The organism is Kitasatospora sp. NPDC059408, from assembly GCF_042751525.1.
GTDB lineage: Bacteria > Actinomycetota > Actinomycetes > Streptomycetales > Streptomycetaceae > Kitasatospora.
Genome location: NZ_JBHYWI010000031.1, coordinates 42,184 through 60,416, shown reverse-complemented (window position 1 = coordinate 60,416; position 18,233 = coordinate 42,184). Strand labels below are relative to the sequence as shown.

Here is an 18,233-nt window from a genome sequence, read left to right as displayed (position 1 = left end):
GGCGACCGGGCCGGTCAGACGGCGTGTTCGTCGAGGAAGCGCTCGACGTCCCGCGCCCACAGCCGGCCCTCGTCCTCGGTGAAGGCGTGGCCCGCGCCCGGGTACTCGACGACCGTCGCCCCCGGGATCCGCTCCCCCAGCAGCCGGCTGGTGGCCGGGAGGACGACGCGGTCGGCGCCCGCGACGACGACGAGCGTGGGCACGGCGATCTCGCCCAGGCGGCCGGTCAGGTCGACCCGGGTGGCGGCGGTGATCTGGAGCAGCCCGCCCGCGGGCAGCCCCGCCCCGACGGCGGCGGCCTGTGCGCCGTGCTCCTCCGCGCCGAGCTCCGCGAGGAGCCGGGGGTGCGTCAGCAGGCCGATCAGGTAGGCGCCCAGCACGGACGGGTCCCCGGCCGCGGCCAGGGCCTCCCACACCGCGGCGACCGTGCGCAGCTGCGCGTCCGGCTCGCTGAAGCCGACCGTGAGCACCAGGCCGGTGACCCTCTCCGGGTGGCGCAGCGCGGTGGCGAGGGCGACGGCGCTGCCGAAGGACGAGCCGACCACCGGGAACCGCTCGTGGCCCTCGCGGACCAGGGCGGCGACCAGGGAGTCCGCCAGCGCGAACACGTCGAGGTCGCCGGACGGGTCCGACGCGCCGGTGCCCGGGTAACGGGTGCCGACGAGGTGCCGGCGCCCGGCGAGGCGCCGGATCAGCGGCCCGAAGTTCAACTCGACGTCGCCGCCCGCCCCGTGGGCGAGGGCGAGCCCGGCGCCCGTCCCGGCGCTCAGGTACTCGGTGCGGCCGGTGCCGAGCAGCGCGCTCGACACCGGCGACTGGAGGTCCGTCACCTCGCTCCCTTCCGCTTGCCGAACCGCCGCACGAGCGGCATCTCCACGTACCGGTACAGCAGTCCGGCGATCACGAGGGAGACGGCCAGCGCCGACGCCAGGTAGACGGCGACCATCGCCCCCGGGCCGAACGGCCCGTGCAGCACCTTGATGTTCAGCGTGTAGAGCACCAGGTAGTGGCACAGGTAGAACGCGAACGACGCGTTGCCGAGCGCCAGCAGGGGCCGGGAGGCCAGGACGCCCGGGCGGCCGGCGACGTCCCGCTGGGCGGCCGCCACGATGAGCAGCACGCACGGGACGATCAGCGGCGCCCGCCAGCCGAACAGCACCGGGCTGTAGGTGGCGACGGCGTAGGCCGGGACGAACGACACCAGCACCCACGGCAGGCTGATCCGCGGGAAGCGGCCGGAGGCCACCAGCTGGGCGGCGAACATGCCCGCGAAGAAGTCGAAGAGACGCCCCAGCGGGAACACGTAGGCGAACCACAGCTGGAAGCCCGTCACGCTCGGCTCGCTGATCAGCTTGATGTTCCCCGACGGCAGCGTGTACGCGAGGACCGGCATCAGGACGGCGCCGGCCACGCACACGGCCAGCCCGGCCCAGGAGGTGCCGGAGCGGACGGTGCGGAACCGGGCGATCACGAACGGGAACACCAGGTAGAACACCGCCTCCACCGCGAGCGACCAGCCCGGGGGCAGGACGGTGAAGTTGTGCTTCGGGTTCGGCACCCACACCTGGGTGAGCGTCGCGTAGCGCAGCACGTCGGAGAGTTGCGTGCCGGTGCCCCAGAACACCGCCACCGCCGCCGCGCCGGCCGCGTAGTACAGCGGCAGGATCTTGACGAACCGGCGGCGGTAGAAGGCCCCGAGGCGGTCGCCCGTGCGGGACGACCAGGTGAGCACGAAACCGCTCAGGACGAAGAAGAACGCCACGCCGAGGCCGCCGAACTGGTTGGAGACCTCGTGGAAGACGACGTTGGTGTGGTGGTCGGCGAAGGTCGGCAGCGCCAGGTACGAGGAGTGGCACACGAAGACCGACAGCGCGGCGAAGAAGCGCAGTCCGGTCAGCGAGTCGAGGCGGGGGGTGCGCCGCCCGGCCGCCGCCGGCGGCGGCCCGCTGGGTGCGGGGACCGCCGCCGGCGCCAGTCTGCCGGCGCTGTTCACCGTGCTCATTCCCCGGCCGGGGAGGTCAGGGCCGACACCGCCGCCACCGCCGCGAGACCGTCCTCGTACCCGAGCACGGCGGCCACGCCGCGCACGTCGGGGTCGAACGGGTCGGCGCCGAAGCCGGCCCGCGCGCGCTCGGACGGCTCCAGGACGACGGCCCGGTCCAGCACCTTCCGGCGCTCCGGCGTCACGTAGCCGGGCAGCTCGGGCTGCGGGCGCAGGACGAGCACGCGGTCGGCGTGGGCGGCGAGTTCGGCGTTGGTGAGGGAGTAGGTGCCGCCGTCGACGTAGTCCGCGCCGTCGATCGTGGCCACCGGCCACAGGCCCGGCACGGCGCAGCTGGCGGTGAGCGCGTCCACCAGGCCGACGCCCGAGTCCGCGGTGAAGACGGCGGGCTCGCCGTCGGCGCGCACGGCGGTGACCGAGAGCCGGGCCTCGGGCCAGGCGTCCCGCTGGAGGCGGCCGGCGATGGCCGCGCGGCGGCGGGCCGGGTCGGTGCCGGAGCGCTCGCGGGACAGCGCGGCGAGCCGCTCGGTCTTGACGGCCAGGGACTCGTCGGCGCCGTGGACGGCGAGGACGTCCGGCAGGATCTCGGCGAGGGAGACGGCCGGGGCGAGTTCGGCGTTGCGGCGGGACTTGCGGACCGTGCGGTCGAACTCGGCGGCGGCGCCGGAGTGCAGCACGGCGGCGGCGACGGCGGCGCCGGCCGACGTGCCGACCACGTGGCCGACGGCGTCGAGCCGGAGCGCCCCGGCCTCCTCCAGCGCGGCCAGGACGCCGATGGTCCAGCCGATGCCGGCGAGTCCGCCGCCGCCGAGGACCACGGCGGTCGATTCCTGCGACATGAACTTCCTCCTGTTGGTGCGGGTGGTGCCCGGTGCGATGTGGTGGTGGGGAATGTGGGGACGGTGGGGGCCGTGGGGGCCGTGGGGGTCGTGGGGGCGGTAGGGGCTGTGGGGGCCGGCCACCGTGCCCTCGGGGCGGGTCCGGTGGCCGGCCTCGTCCCGGCCGGGGGATGGCGGGACGGTCGCGGGCACGGCGCTCAGCGCGCGTGCACGGGTTCGGCGGGCGCCGCGGTGTCCGTGGGGACGCCGGTGGGGGCGGGCACGCCGGTGGGGGCCTGGCGCGGGCTCGCGTTGCGGCGGCGCCAACGCTGGTCGAGGGGTTTCTCGACGAGCTGGTACGACAGGTAGGTGGCGGCGATGGTCAGCGCCACGATCCCGGCGTACACGATCGGCGCCTCGACCCCGCTGTAGCCGTGGCCCGAGCGGTGCAGGTACCACATCCACAGCAGCGGCCACTGGTACATGTAGACACCGAAGGTGAAGCGGCCGAAGCGGGCGACCGCGGGCGCGGGCCGGTCCGCCGGGCGGCGCAGGTCGCCGGCGCCGACGGCGCCGATCAGCAGCACGATGCCGGTGATGCTGACCGCGCTGGTGGCGAAGATGAAGTGCGCGTGCTCCGTCGCCACGTAGACCTCCGGTGCCAGGACCACCAGGGCGGCCCAGCGCGGGATCCGGGGCCAGGCGCCGCGCTTGAGCAGCAGGGCGATCAGCATGCCGAGGACGGACTCGACCATGCGCGCGGCCGGGCAGACGTAGACCAGCCAGAACTTCCACTCCGAGATGTCCTCGGGCACGCCGTGGTAGTTCATCCCGGGGCTCTGGAACGTGGCGCCGTCGGGGAGCAGCGACAGGACGAACGGCAGCGCGACGACCACCGCGGTGAGCACGACCGTCAGGATGCGCAGGGCCTTGGTGGAGCGCTGGACCAGCCCCCGGTACAGGAACGGGAAGACCAGGTAGAAGCAGATCTCCACGGACAGCGTCCAGGCCGGGTTGTTCACCGCGAAGTACACGGTGTGGTCCGGCACCCACGCCTGCACGAGGAACAGGTTGGCCAGGACGGTGCCGAGCGGGAACGCCGTCGCGGCGAAGAGGGCCGCGCAGATCACCCAGGCGACCAGGTGGACGGGGATCACCTTGACCACGCGCCGGGACATGAACCGCCGCCAGTCCAGCGACGTGCCGCGCGAGGTCCAGGTCAGCACGAAGCCGCTGAGCACGATGAAGAACGACACCGACGTGTAGCCGACCTTGCTCAGGGCCCCGTACACGTGCGACTGGAGCACCTGGTCGGCGAAGAGGCCGACGCCGACGACGTGCGAGGTGAGGATGAAGAAGGAGGCGGGCAGCCGGGCCAGCGACAGTCCCGGCAGGTTGCCGCCGCGGCCCGTGCCGACCGGCTGGGCGGCACCGACCGGCCGGGCGGTGCTCACGAGGACACCCCCGCCTCGGCCTCGGCCCGCTGCGCCGGCACGGCCGGTGCCGCGGGCGCGGGCTCCGTCGGGACCACGGCCTTCGGCCGGGCCGTGGCCCAGTACTTCATGGTCGGCAGCTCGACCAGCCGGTACAGCAGCCAGCCCGCGAGGATCGTCGCCGCGAAGGTGCCGAGGATCAGGGCGATCGCGGGCAGCGGCGCGTAGTGGGCGCCGTGCTGGATCTTGGTGCGCAGCGTGTACATCAGCACGTGCTGCGTCATGTAGAAGCCGAACGACACCTCGCCCAGCCACACCATCGTGCGCGTGGCCGTCCAGGTGCGGTGCCCGTCGAGGTCGCGGCGGACGGCGGAGGCGACGATCAGCAGCAGCGGCACGAACGTGAACGGGATGAACGAGAAGGTGAACGGCACCACTTCGGCGACGACGTAGCCGACGAGCAGCGCGCCCCACGCGACGGCCGGCCGGATCACCGGCAGCCGGCCCTCGGCGATCACGCGGGCCAGCAGCATGCCGGAGAGGAACTCGGCGAGCCGGGGCAGCGGGAAGTTGTAGCCGAACCAGAACTGGACGGTGGAGATCGGCATGCCGTCGGTGTGCGGCGAGTTCGGCAGCACGGTGGCGACGGCGGCGATCAGGAAGGTCCAGGCGACGCAGCCGGCCAGGGCGAGCGTCAGCCGCTCGCGGGGTATGCGGCGCACCAGCGGCGCGATCAGCGGGAACAGCGCGTAGAACATCAGCTCGCAGCAGAGCGACCAGCTGGGGACGTTGACGGCGAGGAAGATGTTGTGGACCGGGAACCAGGAGTTCACGAGGAACAGGTTCGGCAGGTAGTCCCAGGGGCTGGTGGCGGCCGCCCCCGCGAACAGGACCATGGCGAGCGCCCAGGTCACGACGTGGGACGGGAACAGCTTGACCACGCGCTTGCGGAAGAAGTGCAGGTAGCCGCGGCTGTCGGAGCTCCGCCACATCAGCAGGAACCCGCTGAGGACGAAGAAGAAGGACACGCCGACCCAGCCGGCCTTCCAGAAGATCGTTTTGTAGGTCTCGGCCCAGTTCTGGTCTCTGAACGGGTTCATCGGGATGAACGTGAGCGAGAGGTGGAAGAAGAAGACGGGCGCGGCCGCTATGAAGCGCAGACCCGTCAGGGACGGCAGCGGGGCGCGGTGGTCGTGGCTAGGCCTGGAAATGGGACGCCTCCTTGATGCGGTCGACTGGGGAAGGGGCCGGTCGCACGTGCCGCAGCCCGTAGAGGACGAAGCCGCCCACGGCGAGGCCGACGGCGGCCAGTGGTACGTCGTGCACGTCGTGGAAGTGGATGATGACCCGGCCGCCGGCGAACGAGCCCAGGGCCGCGCCGACGCCGAAGGCCGACATGTTGGTCGCCAGGGACAGGCTCGGGGCGGCCGCGGCGAGGTCCAGGACGTCGCTCTGCAGGATCGGGATGAGCGAGAAGGTGGCGAGGGCGAAGAGCACCCCGCCGATGGGGAAGGTGAGGGTGCTGCGCTGGAGCGGCTGGAAGGCCGCGCAGCCGGCGATGAACGCGGCCGCCGTGAGCAGCGCCGGCCCGCGGCCCCGGCCCGCGAGCCGGCCGCCGATCGAGTTGCCGAAGATGCTCGCGACTCCGTAGGCCACCAGCAGCACGGGGACGGCCGCCTCGGCGTAGCCGGCCGCGACGGCGCTCGGCTCGAAGTAGGTGATGATCGTGAACATCGCCGCCGAGAACAGCGCGGTGGCGCCGACGGTCAGCGCGACGTCGAGGTTCAGCAGCGCCGAGATCTCCTGCCGGGCGTCCGGCTCCGGAGTGCCGATGTCCAGGTGGGCGGTCGCCTTGTGCACGCCCCACGTGGCGACCGCGGCGACCACCGAGATCACCGCGAACGGTGTGCGCCAGCCGCCGATCTGGGCCAGCGCGGCCCCGGCCGGGATGCCGAGCACGGTGGCCAGGTTCACCCCGAACTGGATGGCCGTGACGGCCTTGCTGGAGCGGTCCACCGGTAGCAGGCGCTGCGTCAGCACGATCGCGGTGGCGAGGTACGCGCCATGGACGCTCGCGGTCACCACCCGCCCCAGCAGCACCAGGGAGAAGTCGGCGGCGGTCGCGATGACGACGTTGCCGAGGGCGAACACCGCGAGCAGCCAGGTGGCCAGCCGCACCTTCGAGACCCCCGCCGTGAGCACGGCGACGACGGGCCCGGCGATCGCGACGGTCGCGGCGTAGACGGTCACGAGCAGCCCCGCCGTCGTCACGTCGACGCGCAACGCAGCCCCGACCTGGGACAGCATCCCGCCGGGCAGCAGCTCGGAGGTGCCGATGCAGCAGATGCCTGCCACCAGCGGAACGGTTCTGCGGGTCACGTGGGAGTCCTCTCAGGAGCCATGAGGAGACTATAGAAACCGAGCTGCCAATATACAAGACAGATTCCTGCGGAGGCGGCGCCAAGCTTGCAGTGAATACGCACCGTCCAGTCAGCTGACGGCATGCGGCGCGTTCGGCGGGCATGGAAGCGGACATGGAAACGGGCATGAAAAAGGCCACCGGGCGCGATGCGCCGGATGGCCGGTGGGCGGGGAGGAGCGTCAGCGGGTGCGGCGCCTGGTGGCCGGCGGTGGGGTGAGGCGGACGGGCTGGTCGACCGGGGCGTTCTCGATGTCGTCGAGTTGGGCGAGGACCGTGGTGCGCAGGTCCGCGTAGTCCTCGAAGTCGTGGTCGTGGAAGAGGGTGTGGCCCGTCCACATCAGGTTGGCGCACACCCGGGCGGGGACGCGCCCGGTCTGCGCGCCCATGCCCACCAGGGCGACGGAGCGGATGCTGCCGGGGGCCTTGCGGTTCTGCTGGTGGACCGCCTGGAACGCGGCGGCGCACGCGAGGGCCACGTTGAGCGTCTCGCTGACGTTCTGCGAGGACTCCTCCATCGTCGGGGCGGAGATCAGGAACTTCGGGTGCTCCGCCCCGGACGGCACGCACACCGCGGCGCCCACCGGGAGGTGACCGGCGAAGCCGGTGCGTATCGCGCGCTGGACGCGCAGCTGGATGCCGGCGCCGAGGTGGCGCTTGACGGCGGCGTCGGTGCCGCCGTCCATCCGGCCGCGGGAGTTGGTGGGGCTGACCCAGGCGTCGACCTTCTCGTCGAGGATCGAGCCGGTGCGGATCTCGACCCCGGGCGTGTCGGCGAAGGCGGCCCGCCACGCCCGCACCACGGTCGAGTTGAGGTCGGTCAGTACCACCCTGAGCGGCGGCTGCGTGCGGTCCATGGGCGTGCTCCGATCGGGATCGTGTTCGTCATCTCGTTGGTCATCGCGTTCGTCATCGCGTTCGTCATCGCGTTCGTCGACGGCTTCGTCGTCGCGTTCTTCCAACGGACTCGAAGCTAGCGCGCCGCACTGACAAACCCGGCCGGCGCCGTTGTCGGTGGGTCCTCGTACTGTCGGCAGCGACTTCCCGACGTCAGCACCGCGTGAGAACCCAGGAGTTGTGCCGCCATGAGCGAAGCCACCGCCCAGCCCGACCCGAACGACCCGCTCGCCCTCGCCGACCTGTTCAAGGGCGGCGGCGAGCCCTGGCTGCCGCTGCTCAAGCCGGTCATCGAGGCGCAGCCGGACGCGGCCTCCTTCATCGGCCCGAACCGCGCCCCCGAGGTCGTGCCGGTCCGCGAGCTGACCTTCCAGGCGCTCAAGCCCAACGCGCCGCACAAGTGGAAGGTCGTGGTCTTCGGCCAGAACCCGTACCCCCGGCCGGAGAGCGCCACCGGCATCGCGATGTTCGACAACACCTTCCACGACTGGAAGGACAGCCAGTTCGGCCGGGTCGTCAGCATCCGCTGCATCATCAAGGCCGCGGCGATGTGGAAGTACGGCATCCCCAAGAAGACGCCGATCGCCGACATACGCGCGCTGCTGAAGGAGCGGGACACCGTCCAGCCGCCGGAGTGGTTCCAGGCGATGCTCACCCAGGGCGTGCTGCTGCTCAACGCGGCCCTGACGGCGAGCAGCAGCGGCGGGGCGGGCCCCGACCGGCACACCGCGTTCTGGCGGCCGGTGGCGGAGCGGATCGTCGAGGAGATCCTCAGCGCGAAGCAGCAGGCCGCCGAGGAGGACCGCGCCGTCGTCTTCGCGTGGTGGGGCGCGCACGCGCGCAGCCTGAAGCGGGTCGTGCAGCGGCTGGAGAAGAAGTACCCCGGTGTCGAGGTCCGGCACATCGACCACGCCAACCCGGCCGCGCAGGGCGACATCTTCTGCGACGACGAGCACTTCGGCACGGTGAACGCCGCCCTCGCCTCGCTCGGCCTCGACGAGGTCGACTGGCTGCCGAGCAAGGGCTGGAACCAGCAGGCGGCCGAGGCCGGCCAGGCGGACGACGGCGTCGCCGAGCGCATGGGCGCGTTCATCGCCTCCACGATGGAACTGCACCAGCTGTACCTCGAACGCCTCGCGAGCGTGAAGGACGAGGGCCTCGAACTCCCGGCGATCACCGGGGTGTTCGACACGCCCCTGATGGACTTCCGGGACGCCGTCGGCCCGGTCGCCGAACTGCTGCGCGGCCTGGGCGGGCACGTCGAGCGCTCGCACGAGTTCGGCAAGCGGCGGGCGGACGCCGACGCGGGCCGGGGGCTCTCCGCCGACGCGATCGCCGCGCTGTACCTCTACACGTGCGAGTCGGCGTTCTACCGCGAGATCAACGCCGTCCTGCGCTCCCCCGACCGTGCGAAGGTCGTGCCGTACCTCCCCTACCTGCGCCTGCTGTTCGCGGCGGTGTCCGGGCTGCCGGCGCGCACCGCGCCGCTGTGGCGCGGGGTGCCGCTGGACCTCCGCGCCCAGTACCCTCTCGGACGTACGGTGACGTGGTGGGGCGTCTCCTCGTGCACCTCCGAGCTCGGCGTGGCGCGGTCGTTCCTCGGCAGCCGCGGGAAGCGGACGCTCTTCGAGGTGGTTCCGGCCCGGGCGGTGGGCATCCGCGACTTCTCGTCGTTCACGGGAGAGGAGGAGTTCATCCTCCTGCCGGGCACGCAGCTGAAGGTGACGGAGGTGAAGGCCGAGCGCGGCGGCCTGTGCACCGTCCGCCTGACGGAGGTGGAGGAGGAACCGCTGGTGTCCTGAGCCGGAGCGCGAGCCGATCGCGGTCATGGGCGCGTCGCCGTGCGGCGGGACGGTCGGCGCGGTTGTCTGTCCGGATGCGGATCATGAACCAGGGGCGACGGGCAGCCGGCCGGTGGGTGCTCGTACTCGCCGTCGGCGGCGGGCTGGCGGCGTGCGGGCCAGCGACGGACGCCACGGAGCGGGCCCCGGCGGCCGCGGACCGGCCCGCTCCCGAGGGGCTCGGCCCGGCCGCGCCGACGCGGATCCGGATCCCCCGGATCGGCGTGGACGCGCCGGTCGCGGGGGTCGGGCTCGACGGCCGGGGGCGCCTGGAGCCGCCGTCCGAGACCGACCGGAACCTGGCCGGCTGGTACCACGACGGCGTCTCCCCCGGCCAGGTCGGCACGGCCGTCGTGCTCGGGCACGTCGACACCCGTCAGGGCCCCGCGGTGTTCCGGCGGCTGGGCACGCTGCACCGGGGCGACCTGATCGACATCACCCGCGCGGACCGGCACACCGCCCGGTTCGCGGTCGACGCCGTCCAGGCCGACACGAAGGCCGGCTTCCCGGACGACCGCGCCTACGCCGCGGCGGCCGACGCCCAACTGCGGCTGGTCACCTGCGACGGCGACGCCACCGGCGCCCACGGCGACGTCGTCATCTACGCCCACCTGGCCGAGACGGACTGACACCGCCGGGGCGACGGCCTCACCACGGCCGCGCACGACCGGGCCGCGCACGACCGGGCGGCGCTCACCTCCGCGCGTGTCCGAGGTAGGTGACCAACGGCCGGGCGCCCGCCGCGAGGACGAAGTCGACCAGCGGCGGGATCTCGTCGTCGGTGATCCGCCCGGCCCTGCGGGCACGGATCGCCCGGACGAGCGCGCGCGGGTCGCGCGGCTTGAACTCCCGGACGTCCTGGTTGCGCAGGCCGTGGCGGGCCAGGGCCGCGGTCAGTTCGGCCGGGGTGCGCAGCCGGTCGGCGGCGTAGCGGCCCGGGGGCATGATGCGGGTCATCGGGAGGGCCTGGAACGCGCCGAGGTAGACCAGCCGCGCGACCGGCGTCCGGTTCACGGTGTCGTAGACGAGGGTGCCGCCGGGGCGCAGGACACGGGCGGCGTGCCCGAGGACGCGGTCGAGGTCGGTGGTGACCTCGAAGGTGTCCGCGACGTAGACGAGGTCGAACTCCCCGTCGGAAAACGGCAGTTCCTCGGCGGTCGCGGTCTCGTCGGCGATCGCCAGCCCGTCCCGCGCGTGGGCGGCCCGCGCCGCCGCGGTGGCCACCGGGGACGGGTCGACGGCGGTGACCCGGTAGCCGAGGCGGGCGAGCGCGGCGGCGGGCAGGCCGCGACCGCCGCCGACGACCAGGGCCGGACGCCCGCCGCCGTCCGGGGCGACCTCGGCGAGGTACGCCGTGCGGACGGCCTGGAAGGCGAGGGCGCGGATGTGCCGGCCGTCGATGGCACCGGGGTGCGCCGAGTCGAGCTCGATGTGCGGGGTGGTGCCCATGCCGGTGCTCCCAGCTGCTCGGGTCCGGGCCCGGTGCCGGACCCGGCCCCCGGATGGAGGCCTGGTCCTGCCCCGGAGTCGGGGTCCGGCCCTGGAGCCGGTGTCCTGACCCGGAGTCAATGTTGCGTTCCCTGAGGAAACCTAACAGGGACAGGTTCCCTCAGGGAACCCGGGGACCGGTCTAGGCTGGCCGCCATGACCCGCACCTCGCTCGCCGACGTCGCCTGCTCGATCGCGCGCGCCACCGACCTGTTCGGCGACGCCTGGACGGCCCTGATCATGCGGGACGTCCTCGCAGGCATCGGCCGCTTCGACGACCTGGCGCACGATCTGGGCATCTCCCGCAAGACCCTGGCCGCCCGGCTCGCCCGGCTGGTCGACGAGGGCGTGCTCGTCCGCGAGCGCTACCAGGACCACCCGCCGCGCGAGCACTACCGCGCCACCGAGAAGGGCGCCGACCTGCACGCCGTCCTGCTCGCCCTGATGAACTGGGGCGACCGCTGGTACGCGGGCGAGGCGGGACCGCCGGCCCGCGTCCGCCACCTGGACTGCGGCCACGCCGCCACCCCCGTCATGGCCTGCGGGAACTGCGGCGGACCGGTCACCGCCGCCAACACCACCGCGCTCCCCGGCCCCGGCGGCCGGACCGGTCCGGGCACCCGCGCCCTCGGTCCGCTGCTCGCCGCCCGCGGCCGGGACGACGCGGCTCACCCGATCGTCACCACCCGCGCCCAGGCCGGAGGCCCGGGCGGGGGCTCGTAGCCGGGGTCCTTCTCCGCCCACCTCGGGGTGCCCCGGGGGAACAGCCCGACGACCGTCCGGCACGGCGGCTTGGCCGACGGCCACGGCGTCTGGCCGTCCGTCAGCGCCACGATGACGTCGGGCCGCGTGCGCAGCGCCGCCGTGAACCCCTCCCGCATGTCCGTGCCGCCCCCGCCGATCAGCGGGATGCCCTCGGCCTTGCACAGCGGGTGCACCGTCCCCACGGCCGCGTCGCAGGAGAGCACCGTCACCAGGTCCCGCCGACCGCCGACCGCGCGGGCGATCGCCGCGACCTCCAGCAGGGCGCTGCCCAGTTCGGCGTCGCTGACCGACCCCGAGGTGTCCACCACCACCGCCACCCGGGGCGGACGGCGGCGCAGGCTCGGCAGGACGATCCCGGGCAGGCTCACCGAGCGCCGGGCCGGGCGGCCGTACGAGTAGTCCTGGCCCACACCGCCGCCCGAGGCCGCCGAACGGACCGCCGCACCGAGCAGCTCCCGCCACGGCTGCGGCGGGTGGAACGCCTCCTCGGCCCACCGCCGCCAGCCCTCCGGGGCGTTCCCCGGCCGGCCCGCGATGCCCTCGGCCACCCGGAAGCGCACCGCGTCCCGCTCCTGCCGGCTGAGCCCGTGGGCACCGTCCGGGCCCAGGTCCCACGGGCGCGGCCGGCCGTCGGCGCCGCTGCCGCAGTCGAGCCAGGCCAGGTGCTCGGTGAGCTGCCCGAGCCGGAACCGCCCGAGGTAGTCCTCCATCAGTTCACCCGCCGGCAGCTCCAGGTCGGCCGGGACGACGGCTCCCTCGGGGCACACGAGGCCGTCGCCGTAGACGTCGTCGTTGATCTCGCAGTCGGCCGCGATGTTCATCCGCAGCTGCTCCGCCGGACCGGTCAGCCCGTGCCGCTTCGCGTAGCGCGCGCTGCGCCCGTGGTGGTCGCGCAGGAGGTGCGACACCTCGTGCACCCACACCCCGGCGAGGTCCTCGACCGGTGTCCGGGAGACGAAGCCCGGGGAGACGTAGCAGCGCCAGTGGGCGTCGACGGCCATCGTGGGCACGTCCCGCGACTCCGCCACGTGCAGGGCGAACAGCGCCGTCGCCAGGTAGGGGCGGGCCCGGGCGGCCATCAGGCGGGCGGCGAAGAGCTTGTCGACGTCGAGGCCGAGGGCGGCCGCGCTCACCGTCGCCGTCACCGGCCGCCCTTGCCCGCGAGCGCCGCCACCCGGTCCGCCACCCGGCCCGCCGCCGCGTCCGCGCGCCGGGACAGCGTCACCGCCCCGGCGAGCCGGTCGATCGCGGCCGGCACGTCCCAGTCGTCGCGGCGCAGCGAGGCGAGCGTGGTGGCGGGGACGACCACGACGTCCGGGGCGCCGGTCTCCATCGCACGGACGAGCAACGCCCAGGCCGCGTCCCAGCGTTCGCGCGTCGCCCGGTTGCGGACGGCGGCCACGACACCGTCGAGGACGGCCTGGCGCAGGTCGCCGCGCTCGGGCAGGACGGCGGCGGCCGGGTCGGCGAGGAGGTCCTCCGGGTCCGGCAGGTCCATCCGGTCGATGCTCGCGAGGAGTTCGAGCCCGGGGCCGTCCCCGACGGTGCCGCGCACGAGCAGTGACAGGACGTCCCGCGAGGAGCCGGCGGCCGTGGCGAAGGCGATCAGGCGCAGCGCCATGTCCCAGCTGCGCGGGGACGGCCAGGCGCCGCCGCGGCGGGCCTCGCTGCTCGGCAGCTGGTGGACGAGCTTGGGACGGGCGGCGAGCAGCCCGCAGACGGCGCGCCGGGCGAAGGCCACCGCCTCGGGGAGGGCGGCCCGGTCGAGACTCGGCAGGGTGGCGCGCGGCCAGGTGCCGCCGAGGCCGCGGACGACGACCTCGTGGTCGTGGACCCACTGGAGGTGGACGAAGCGGTTGGCGAGCGGTGGGCTCAGCTCCCAGCCGTCGGCGGCCGAGGAGCGCGGGTTGGCGGCGGCCACGATCCGCACACCGGGCGGGAGTTGGAGGGCGCCGATGCGGCGCTCCAGGACCAGCCGGAGCAGCGCGGCCTGGACGGCGGGCGGCGCGGTGGACAGCTCGTCGAGGAACAGCAGCCCGCGCCCGGCCCGGACGAGGCGCACCGCCCAGTCCGGCGGGGCCAGCGGGACGCCCTGCTCGGCGGGGTCGTCACCGACGATCGGCAGTCCGGAGAAGTCGGAGGGCTCGTGGACGCTGGCGATCACGGTGGTGAGCGGGAGGTCGAGGGAGGTGGCGAGCTGGGTGAGGGCGGCGGTCTTGCCGATGCCGGGCTCGCCCCAGAGGAGCACGGGGAGGTCGGCGGCCACGGCGAGGGTCAGGGCCTCCAGCTGGTCGTCCGGGCGGATTTCGGTGGCGGTGTCGGCGAGGAGCGCCAACAGGTCGGCGGCGACGGTGAGTTCGGAGTTTTCGGGCAGGACGGAAAGAGCCATGGGGATCACCTTTTTGACGGAGGATCAGTAGCAGCGGCTGTGCCGCGAGCACCAGGAGTGGAGGGGACGGGGCCTGGGCGGGCAGTGACCGCCGGTCAGGCCGGCGCGGTAGAGGCCGTACGCGATCCGGCGCTGCGCCGCGGCCTCCAGTTCGTCCCGCAGCGGTCCGTCGCGCAGCACGGCGGCCGGGCCGAGCAGTTCCTCGACGACGGCGAGGGCCCCGGCGGTGTCGCCGTGGTCCAGGAGTTCACGGACGCCGTCGAGCCCGGCCGGGCTCCTGTGGGTGAGGTCGATCGCCCGCAGGCACGGCAGGGGCGGGCCACCGAGGCCGACGAGCAGCTCCTCGCGGCGGAGCTCCTCGGGGTCGTGGTCGAGCGCGGCCAACACCCCGTCCACCAGCCCGATCCGGTGCCGGGAGCCCCGGCAGTCGACGAACCGCGGCCCGTCGGGGGGCCGCATCCGGGCCGCCGGGACGTGACCGGCCACGAGGGCGGCGGCCACCAGCGGGTGCAGCCGGTCGGGCTCGATGAGCCCGGCGCGCAGCAGTTCCACGTCCGGCGGGATCCACGTCGCCGCGTCGGGCAGCACGGGCAGCCCGTCCGTCACGCCGGGCGTGGGCGTGCCGTCGACGCCGAGGACGAGCCGGTGGCGGCCCCCGAGCCGGACGGCGACCGGGCCCGCGGGCAGCCCGTCGGCCGCCAGCAGGACGCCCGCCTCCGCCGCCCAGCGGTCGACGGCGCACGGCAGGCCCGGCGGCACGGCCGGTTGCACCGGCTGCGCCGCGCCGTCGCCGCCGCGCGCGCCCAACTCGTCTGCGCGGTCGGCGTCCCAGAGGTGCCGGTGCAGGTCGAGCCGGTAGCGGCGGCTCGGCCGCGGATGCGGATGCGCGCCCGCGTCCGCGCCGTCGGACCACAGCGCGAGGCTGATCCGCTGGCCGCCGTCCGCCCACGCGGGCGGGGTGCGGACCACCAGGTGCACGGGGCTCCGCCCGTCGCGCCCGGTGCCGGCGTACCGGGCGAGCGGGACGGTCAGGCCGGCCCGCAGCAGCCCGTCCGGAGCGGTCCTGGGCAGGTGCCAGCGCAGCAGGTCGGGCGCCAGCCTACGAAGGTCGGCGCGGAGTTGCTCGACGAACGCACGGCCGTGGGTACGGGCGGCGGTCTTGAGGTCGAGGTCGACGTCGAGCCGCGCGGCGGCGCACGCCCCGGCCCAGTCGCCGGTGCGGCGGCGGGCGGTCGCGGACTCGATCATGGTGGGCGGCACGGCGAACTCGCGCACGCGCAGCCAGCGGAGGAGACGGGGATCCCGGTTCGCGGAGTGAGTGGCCATCAGCACTCACCTTGCGCGGACGGGACCTCCATCCTGAGAGAGGAGTGAGTCGTCATCGCCGGGGAGCATAGCCGCACGGCCGCCGATCCGCCAACGCCTTCCCCGGGAAGACCCGTTCACAGCTCGACGAGCACCTTGCCCCGGCTGGCCGCCCGGTCCGTGTACAGGCTCCGGTAGGCGGCCGGGATGCTGTCGAAGCCGCGGTGCACGGTCTGCTCGTAGGCGATCTCGCCCCGGCGCACCAGGCCGCCCACCTCCTCCCGCAGGCCCGCCCAGTTCTCGTCGGTGAACCACTCCGGCGCGAAGATGCCGCGGATCGTCGTCCGCGGGAACATGATCATCGGCAGCAGCCGCGGCCCGGTCCAGTCCCCGCCGACCTGGCTGGCCCACTGCCAGCACACCGCGACCCGGCTGTCGATGTTCAGCATCGTGAACACGACGTCGGTCAGCGTCCCGCCGAGGTTGTCGAAGTACCGGTCGACGCCGGCCGGCGCCGCCTTGGCCAGGTCCTCGCGCAGCCGCTCGGGGTCGTCCCCGTCGCGGTACAGCACGACCGCGTCGAAGCCGAGCCCGCTCAGCCGGGCCACCTTGGCGGGCGAGCCGGTCGTGCCCACCACCCGGGCGCCGCGCAGCCGCGCCAGCTGGCCGACCAGCGAGCCGACCGAGCCGGAGGCGCCGCCGACCACGACGGTGTCCCCGGGCCGGACGTCCAGGAACTTCGTCACCGTCGCCCACGCCGTCATGCCCGAGCCGCCCAGCACGCCGAGCACCGTCGACAGCGGCAGCGCCTCGTCGTAGTGCGCGGGGTCGAGCAGCCGGTACTCGGGGAAGACCATCGGGAACGTCCCGGTCTGCCACGGCGTCGCGGCGCCCGTCCCGATGACGTGGCTGCGCCAGCCGCCGAAGCCGTGCACCAGGTCGCCGACGGCGAACCGCGCCCGCGGCCCCGCCTCGACCACCTCCATGACGGAGTCGCCGCCCGCGTGGTCACCGATCGGCGTGTCCAGGGTGATCCCGTGGAGGTACGGGTCCACCGAGACGTACCGGGTGCGGAACAGCATCTCGTCCGGGGCCAGCCGGACCTCGACGTCCTCGACCGCCTTCTCGTACGTCCGCTCGACGTCCGGTACGCCCTCGACGTGCTCGCGGACGATCCACTTCTCGATCCGAACCACAGGTGTGCTCCTCAGAACTCAGAACCGACCGAAGAACTCAGAACCGACCCACACGGTCGACGAGATGGGTGGGCGGCGGGGCGATGTCGTCCACCGAAGCGGTGAACGGGCGGCCCTCGTCGTGGCAGATGAACTGCATGACGTGCCGGCCGGAGGCGGCGGCCCGGATCAGCCCGCCGGTGGTGGCCCACACCCCGGAGAGGTAGAAGTCGCGCAGGCCGGGCAGCACCGGGCCGTTGCGCTTGATCTCCTCCTCCATGGTCTCGCCGCTCTCCACGAAGGGCTGCCAGCCGAGCACCGAGCCGTCGTAGTTGCCGGTGTAGCGCAGCTGGGTCAGCGGGGTCGACACGTCCTTGACGGTGATCGCGGACCGGATGCCGGGGTGGTGGCGTTCGAGCAGCTCGATGACGGCGTCGCGCACCCGCCGCTTCTCCCGTTGGTACTCCCGGCCGCGCCCGACCGGCAGGGTGTGCAGCTCCTCGCCGCGGCGGATCCGGGCGGCCTGCTCGGGGCCGGTGCTCAGCGCCCGCCAGGGGGCGATGTCGCTGAAGTAGCTCGCGAACACGACGCCGGTGCCGGCCGGGGAGAGCTCCGGGTAGTGGCGGCTGCGGAACTGGATGTTGATGCTCGGGTGCCGGATCCCGGTGAGCCGCCCGGCGAGGTCCTCGTCGAGCAGGTACGTCGTGCACGGGTCGCCGACCGGGAACGGCTCGCGCAGGCCGAGGAAGACGGCGACGTAGCCGGGGAAGACCTGGTCCCGCTGGTCGATGCACTCGGTGTAGAGGCGGCGGTACGTGTCGTTCAGGTAGCGGCCCTTGAGCAGGTCCATCACCGTCGCCCGGCCGTCGCAGGCCGACACCACGACGTCCGCCGGGATCTCGGTGCCGTCGCTCAGCCGCACCCCCACCGCGCGGTCGTCCTCGACGAGGATCTCCACCACCTTGGTGTTGCACAGCAGTTCGCCGCCGAGCCGCTTGTAACGGTCCTCGATCGAGCGCGCCAGCCCGAGCGAACCTCCCTCCGGCACCCCGGCCGACAGGCCCTCGTGGGCGGCCAGCTGGAAGTAGAACGGCAGCACCGGGAAGTTGGGGTGCTTCTCGTAGAGGATGAAGTTGAACGCCTCGCGCAGCAACGGGTCCTGGAAGCGCTGCGAGTAGTCCGTCATGAGGACGCCGAGCGAGCGGCGGATGAGGTTGAAGTACGGGACGAACGACGCCAGCATCCGGTACCGCGCCCAGCGGCTCATCAGCCCGACCGGGCTGAGGAACGGGTAGAGCGTGAGGCAGCGGCGGAACCGGCGCAGGTCCCCGCAGAACTGCCTGATCGGGCGGGCGTCGGCCGGCGAGAGGCCGAGCAGGTGCGCCTCCAGCCGGTCCGGGTCGGAGTAGAAGTAGACCGCCCGGCCGTCCCGCCCGCGCACGACGTTGAAGGCGTCGAAGTTGCGCATCCGCTTGCCCTGGAGGGCACCCAGCTCCAGCCAGATCTGGTGCATCTCGTTGCCCGGACCGCTGCCGAGCAGCCAGCTGATGGTGGGGTCGAACGTGAAGTCGCCGCGCTCCCAGCCGGTGCAGCAGCCGCCGGGGATCTCGTGCATCTCCAGCACCTTGGTGCGGTAGCCGTTCATCTGGCCGTAGCAACCGGTGGACAGGCCGCTGAGGCCGCCTCCGACGATCACCATGT

The 18,233-nt window shown here is 73.8% G+C and carries 16 protein-coding genes; 3 read left to right on the top strand and 13 right to left on the bottom strand.

All coding sequences use genetic code 11. The features are described 5' to 3' along the window. Positions 1-14 precede the first annotated feature (14 nt). The 7 genes from ACFXDE_RS21685 to ACFXDE_RS21655 all read right to left on the bottom strand — a co-directional run bounded on the left by ACFXDE_RS21685 (position 15) and on the right by ACFXDE_RS21655 (position 7,529). On the bottom strand, positions 15-830 hold the full coding sequence (locus tag ACFXDE_RS21685) for an alpha/beta fold hydrolase (RefSeq protein WP_380496489.1): 816 nt from the start codon (positions 828-830) through the stop codon (positions 15-17). After that, a complete protein-coding gene (locus ACFXDE_RS21680; protein ID WP_380496488.1) occupies positions 827-2,002 on the bottom strand; it encodes an acyltransferase family protein in 1,176 nt (391 codons plus the stop codon). Before ACFXDE_RS21680 ends, ACFXDE_RS21685 begins: the two co-directional genes overlap by 4 nt. Beyond that, on the bottom strand, positions 1,999-2,841 hold the full coding sequence (locus ACFXDE_RS21675) for a patatin-like phospholipase family protein (protein ID WP_380496487.1): 843 nt from the start codon (positions 2,839-2,841) through the stop codon (positions 1,999-2,001). Before ACFXDE_RS21675 ends, ACFXDE_RS21680 begins: the two co-directional genes overlap by 4 nt. A gap of 197 nt (positions 2,842-3,038) precedes the next feature. Next, positions 3,039-4,274 carry an acyltransferase family protein gene (locus ACFXDE_RS21670; protein ID WP_380496486.1) on the bottom strand — a complete coding sequence of 412 codons (1,236 nt, stop codon included), beginning with the start codon at positions 4,272-4,274 and terminating at the stop codon, positions 3,039-3,041. Then, positions 4,271-5,413: an acyltransferase family protein gene (locus ACFXDE_RS21665; RefSeq protein ID WP_380496527.1), complete on the bottom strand. Its 1,143-nt coding sequence runs from the start codon at positions 5,411-5,413 to the stop codon at positions 4,271-4,273. The genes ACFXDE_RS21670 and ACFXDE_RS21665 overlap by 4 nt, the downstream gene beginning before the upstream one ends. A gap of 37 nt (positions 5,414-5,450) precedes the next feature. Continuing rightward, entirely contained in the window at positions 5,451-6,632 is a 1,182-nt protein-coding gene (locus ACFXDE_RS21660) for an MFS transporter (RefSeq protein ID WP_380496485.1), read from the bottom strand. A gap of 222 nt (positions 6,633-6,854) precedes the next feature. Further along, complete coding sequence (locus tag ACFXDE_RS21655) at positions 6,855-7,529, bottom strand: macro domain-containing protein (RefSeq protein WP_380436446.1); 675 nt, start codon at positions 7,527-7,529, stop codon at positions 6,855-6,857. A 228-nt stretch (positions 7,530-7,757) separates the two neighbouring features. Between ACFXDE_RS21655 and ACFXDE_RS21650 the strand changes: the two genes are divergently transcribed. Further along, complete coding sequence (locus ACFXDE_RS21650; protein WP_380496484.1) at positions 7,758-9,371, top strand: ADP-ribosyltransferase domain-containing protein; 1,614 nt, start codon at positions 7,758-7,760, stop codon at positions 9,369-9,371. 83 nt (positions 9,372-9,454) lie between these two features. After that, a complete protein-coding gene (locus ACFXDE_RS21645; protein ID WP_380496483.1) occupies positions 9,455-10,039 on the top strand; it encodes a class F sortase in 585 nt (194 codons plus the stop codon). A 64-nt stretch (positions 10,040-10,103) separates the two neighbouring features. On the opposite strand, the gene ACFXDE_RS21640 is transcribed toward ACFXDE_RS21645, so the two are convergent. Further along, positions 10,104-10,859 (bottom strand): class I SAM-dependent methyltransferase, encoded by a 756-nt coding sequence (locus tag ACFXDE_RS21640; protein ID WP_380496482.1) that lies wholly within the window; start codon positions 10,857-10,859, stop codon positions 10,104-10,106. 195 nt (positions 10,860-11,054) lie between these two features. On the opposite strand from ACFXDE_RS21640, the gene ACFXDE_RS21635 reads away from it, so the two are divergent. Continuing rightward, on the top strand, positions 11,055-11,621 hold the full coding sequence (locus ACFXDE_RS21635) for a winged helix-turn-helix transcriptional regulator (RefSeq protein ID WP_380496481.1): 567 nt from the start codon (positions 11,055-11,057) through the stop codon (positions 11,619-11,621). Here ACFXDE_RS21635 and ACFXDE_RS21630 read toward each other — a convergent pair. From ACFXDE_RS21630 to ACFXDE_RS21610, 5 genes are all read right to left on the bottom strand, one after another. Then, positions 11,567-12,808, bottom strand: a complete 1,242-nt coding sequence (locus tag ACFXDE_RS21630) for a VWA-like domain-containing protein (RefSeq protein ID WP_380496480.1) — start codon at positions 12,806-12,808, stop codon at positions 11,567-11,569. The two genes, ACFXDE_RS21635 and ACFXDE_RS21630, sit on opposite strands and share 55 nt — an antisense overlap. Further along, positions 12,805-14,052: an AAA family ATPase gene (locus ACFXDE_RS21625; protein WP_380496479.1), complete on the bottom strand. Its 1,248-nt coding sequence runs from the start codon at positions 14,050-14,052 to the stop codon at positions 12,805-12,807. The genes ACFXDE_RS21630 and ACFXDE_RS21625 overlap by 4 nt, the downstream gene beginning before the upstream one ends. Before the next feature lie 24 nt (positions 14,053-14,076). Continuing rightward, entirely contained in the window at positions 14,077-15,378 is a 1,302-nt protein-coding gene (locus tag ACFXDE_RS21620) for a hypothetical protein (protein WP_380496478.1), read from the bottom strand. A 116-nt stretch (positions 15,379-15,494) separates the two neighbouring features. Continuing rightward, positions 15,495-16,553, bottom strand: a complete 1,059-nt coding sequence (locus ACFXDE_RS21615; RefSeq protein WP_380496477.1) for an MDR family NADP-dependent oxidoreductase — start codon at positions 16,551-16,553, stop codon at positions 15,495-15,497. 37 nt (positions 16,554-16,590) lie between these two features. After that, positions 16,591-18,231: a phytoene desaturase family protein gene (locus tag ACFXDE_RS21610; RefSeq protein WP_380496525.1), complete on the bottom strand. Its 1,641-nt coding sequence runs from the start codon at positions 18,229-18,231 to the stop codon at positions 16,591-16,593. Between the last annotated feature and the right edge of the window lie 2 nt (positions 18,232-18,233).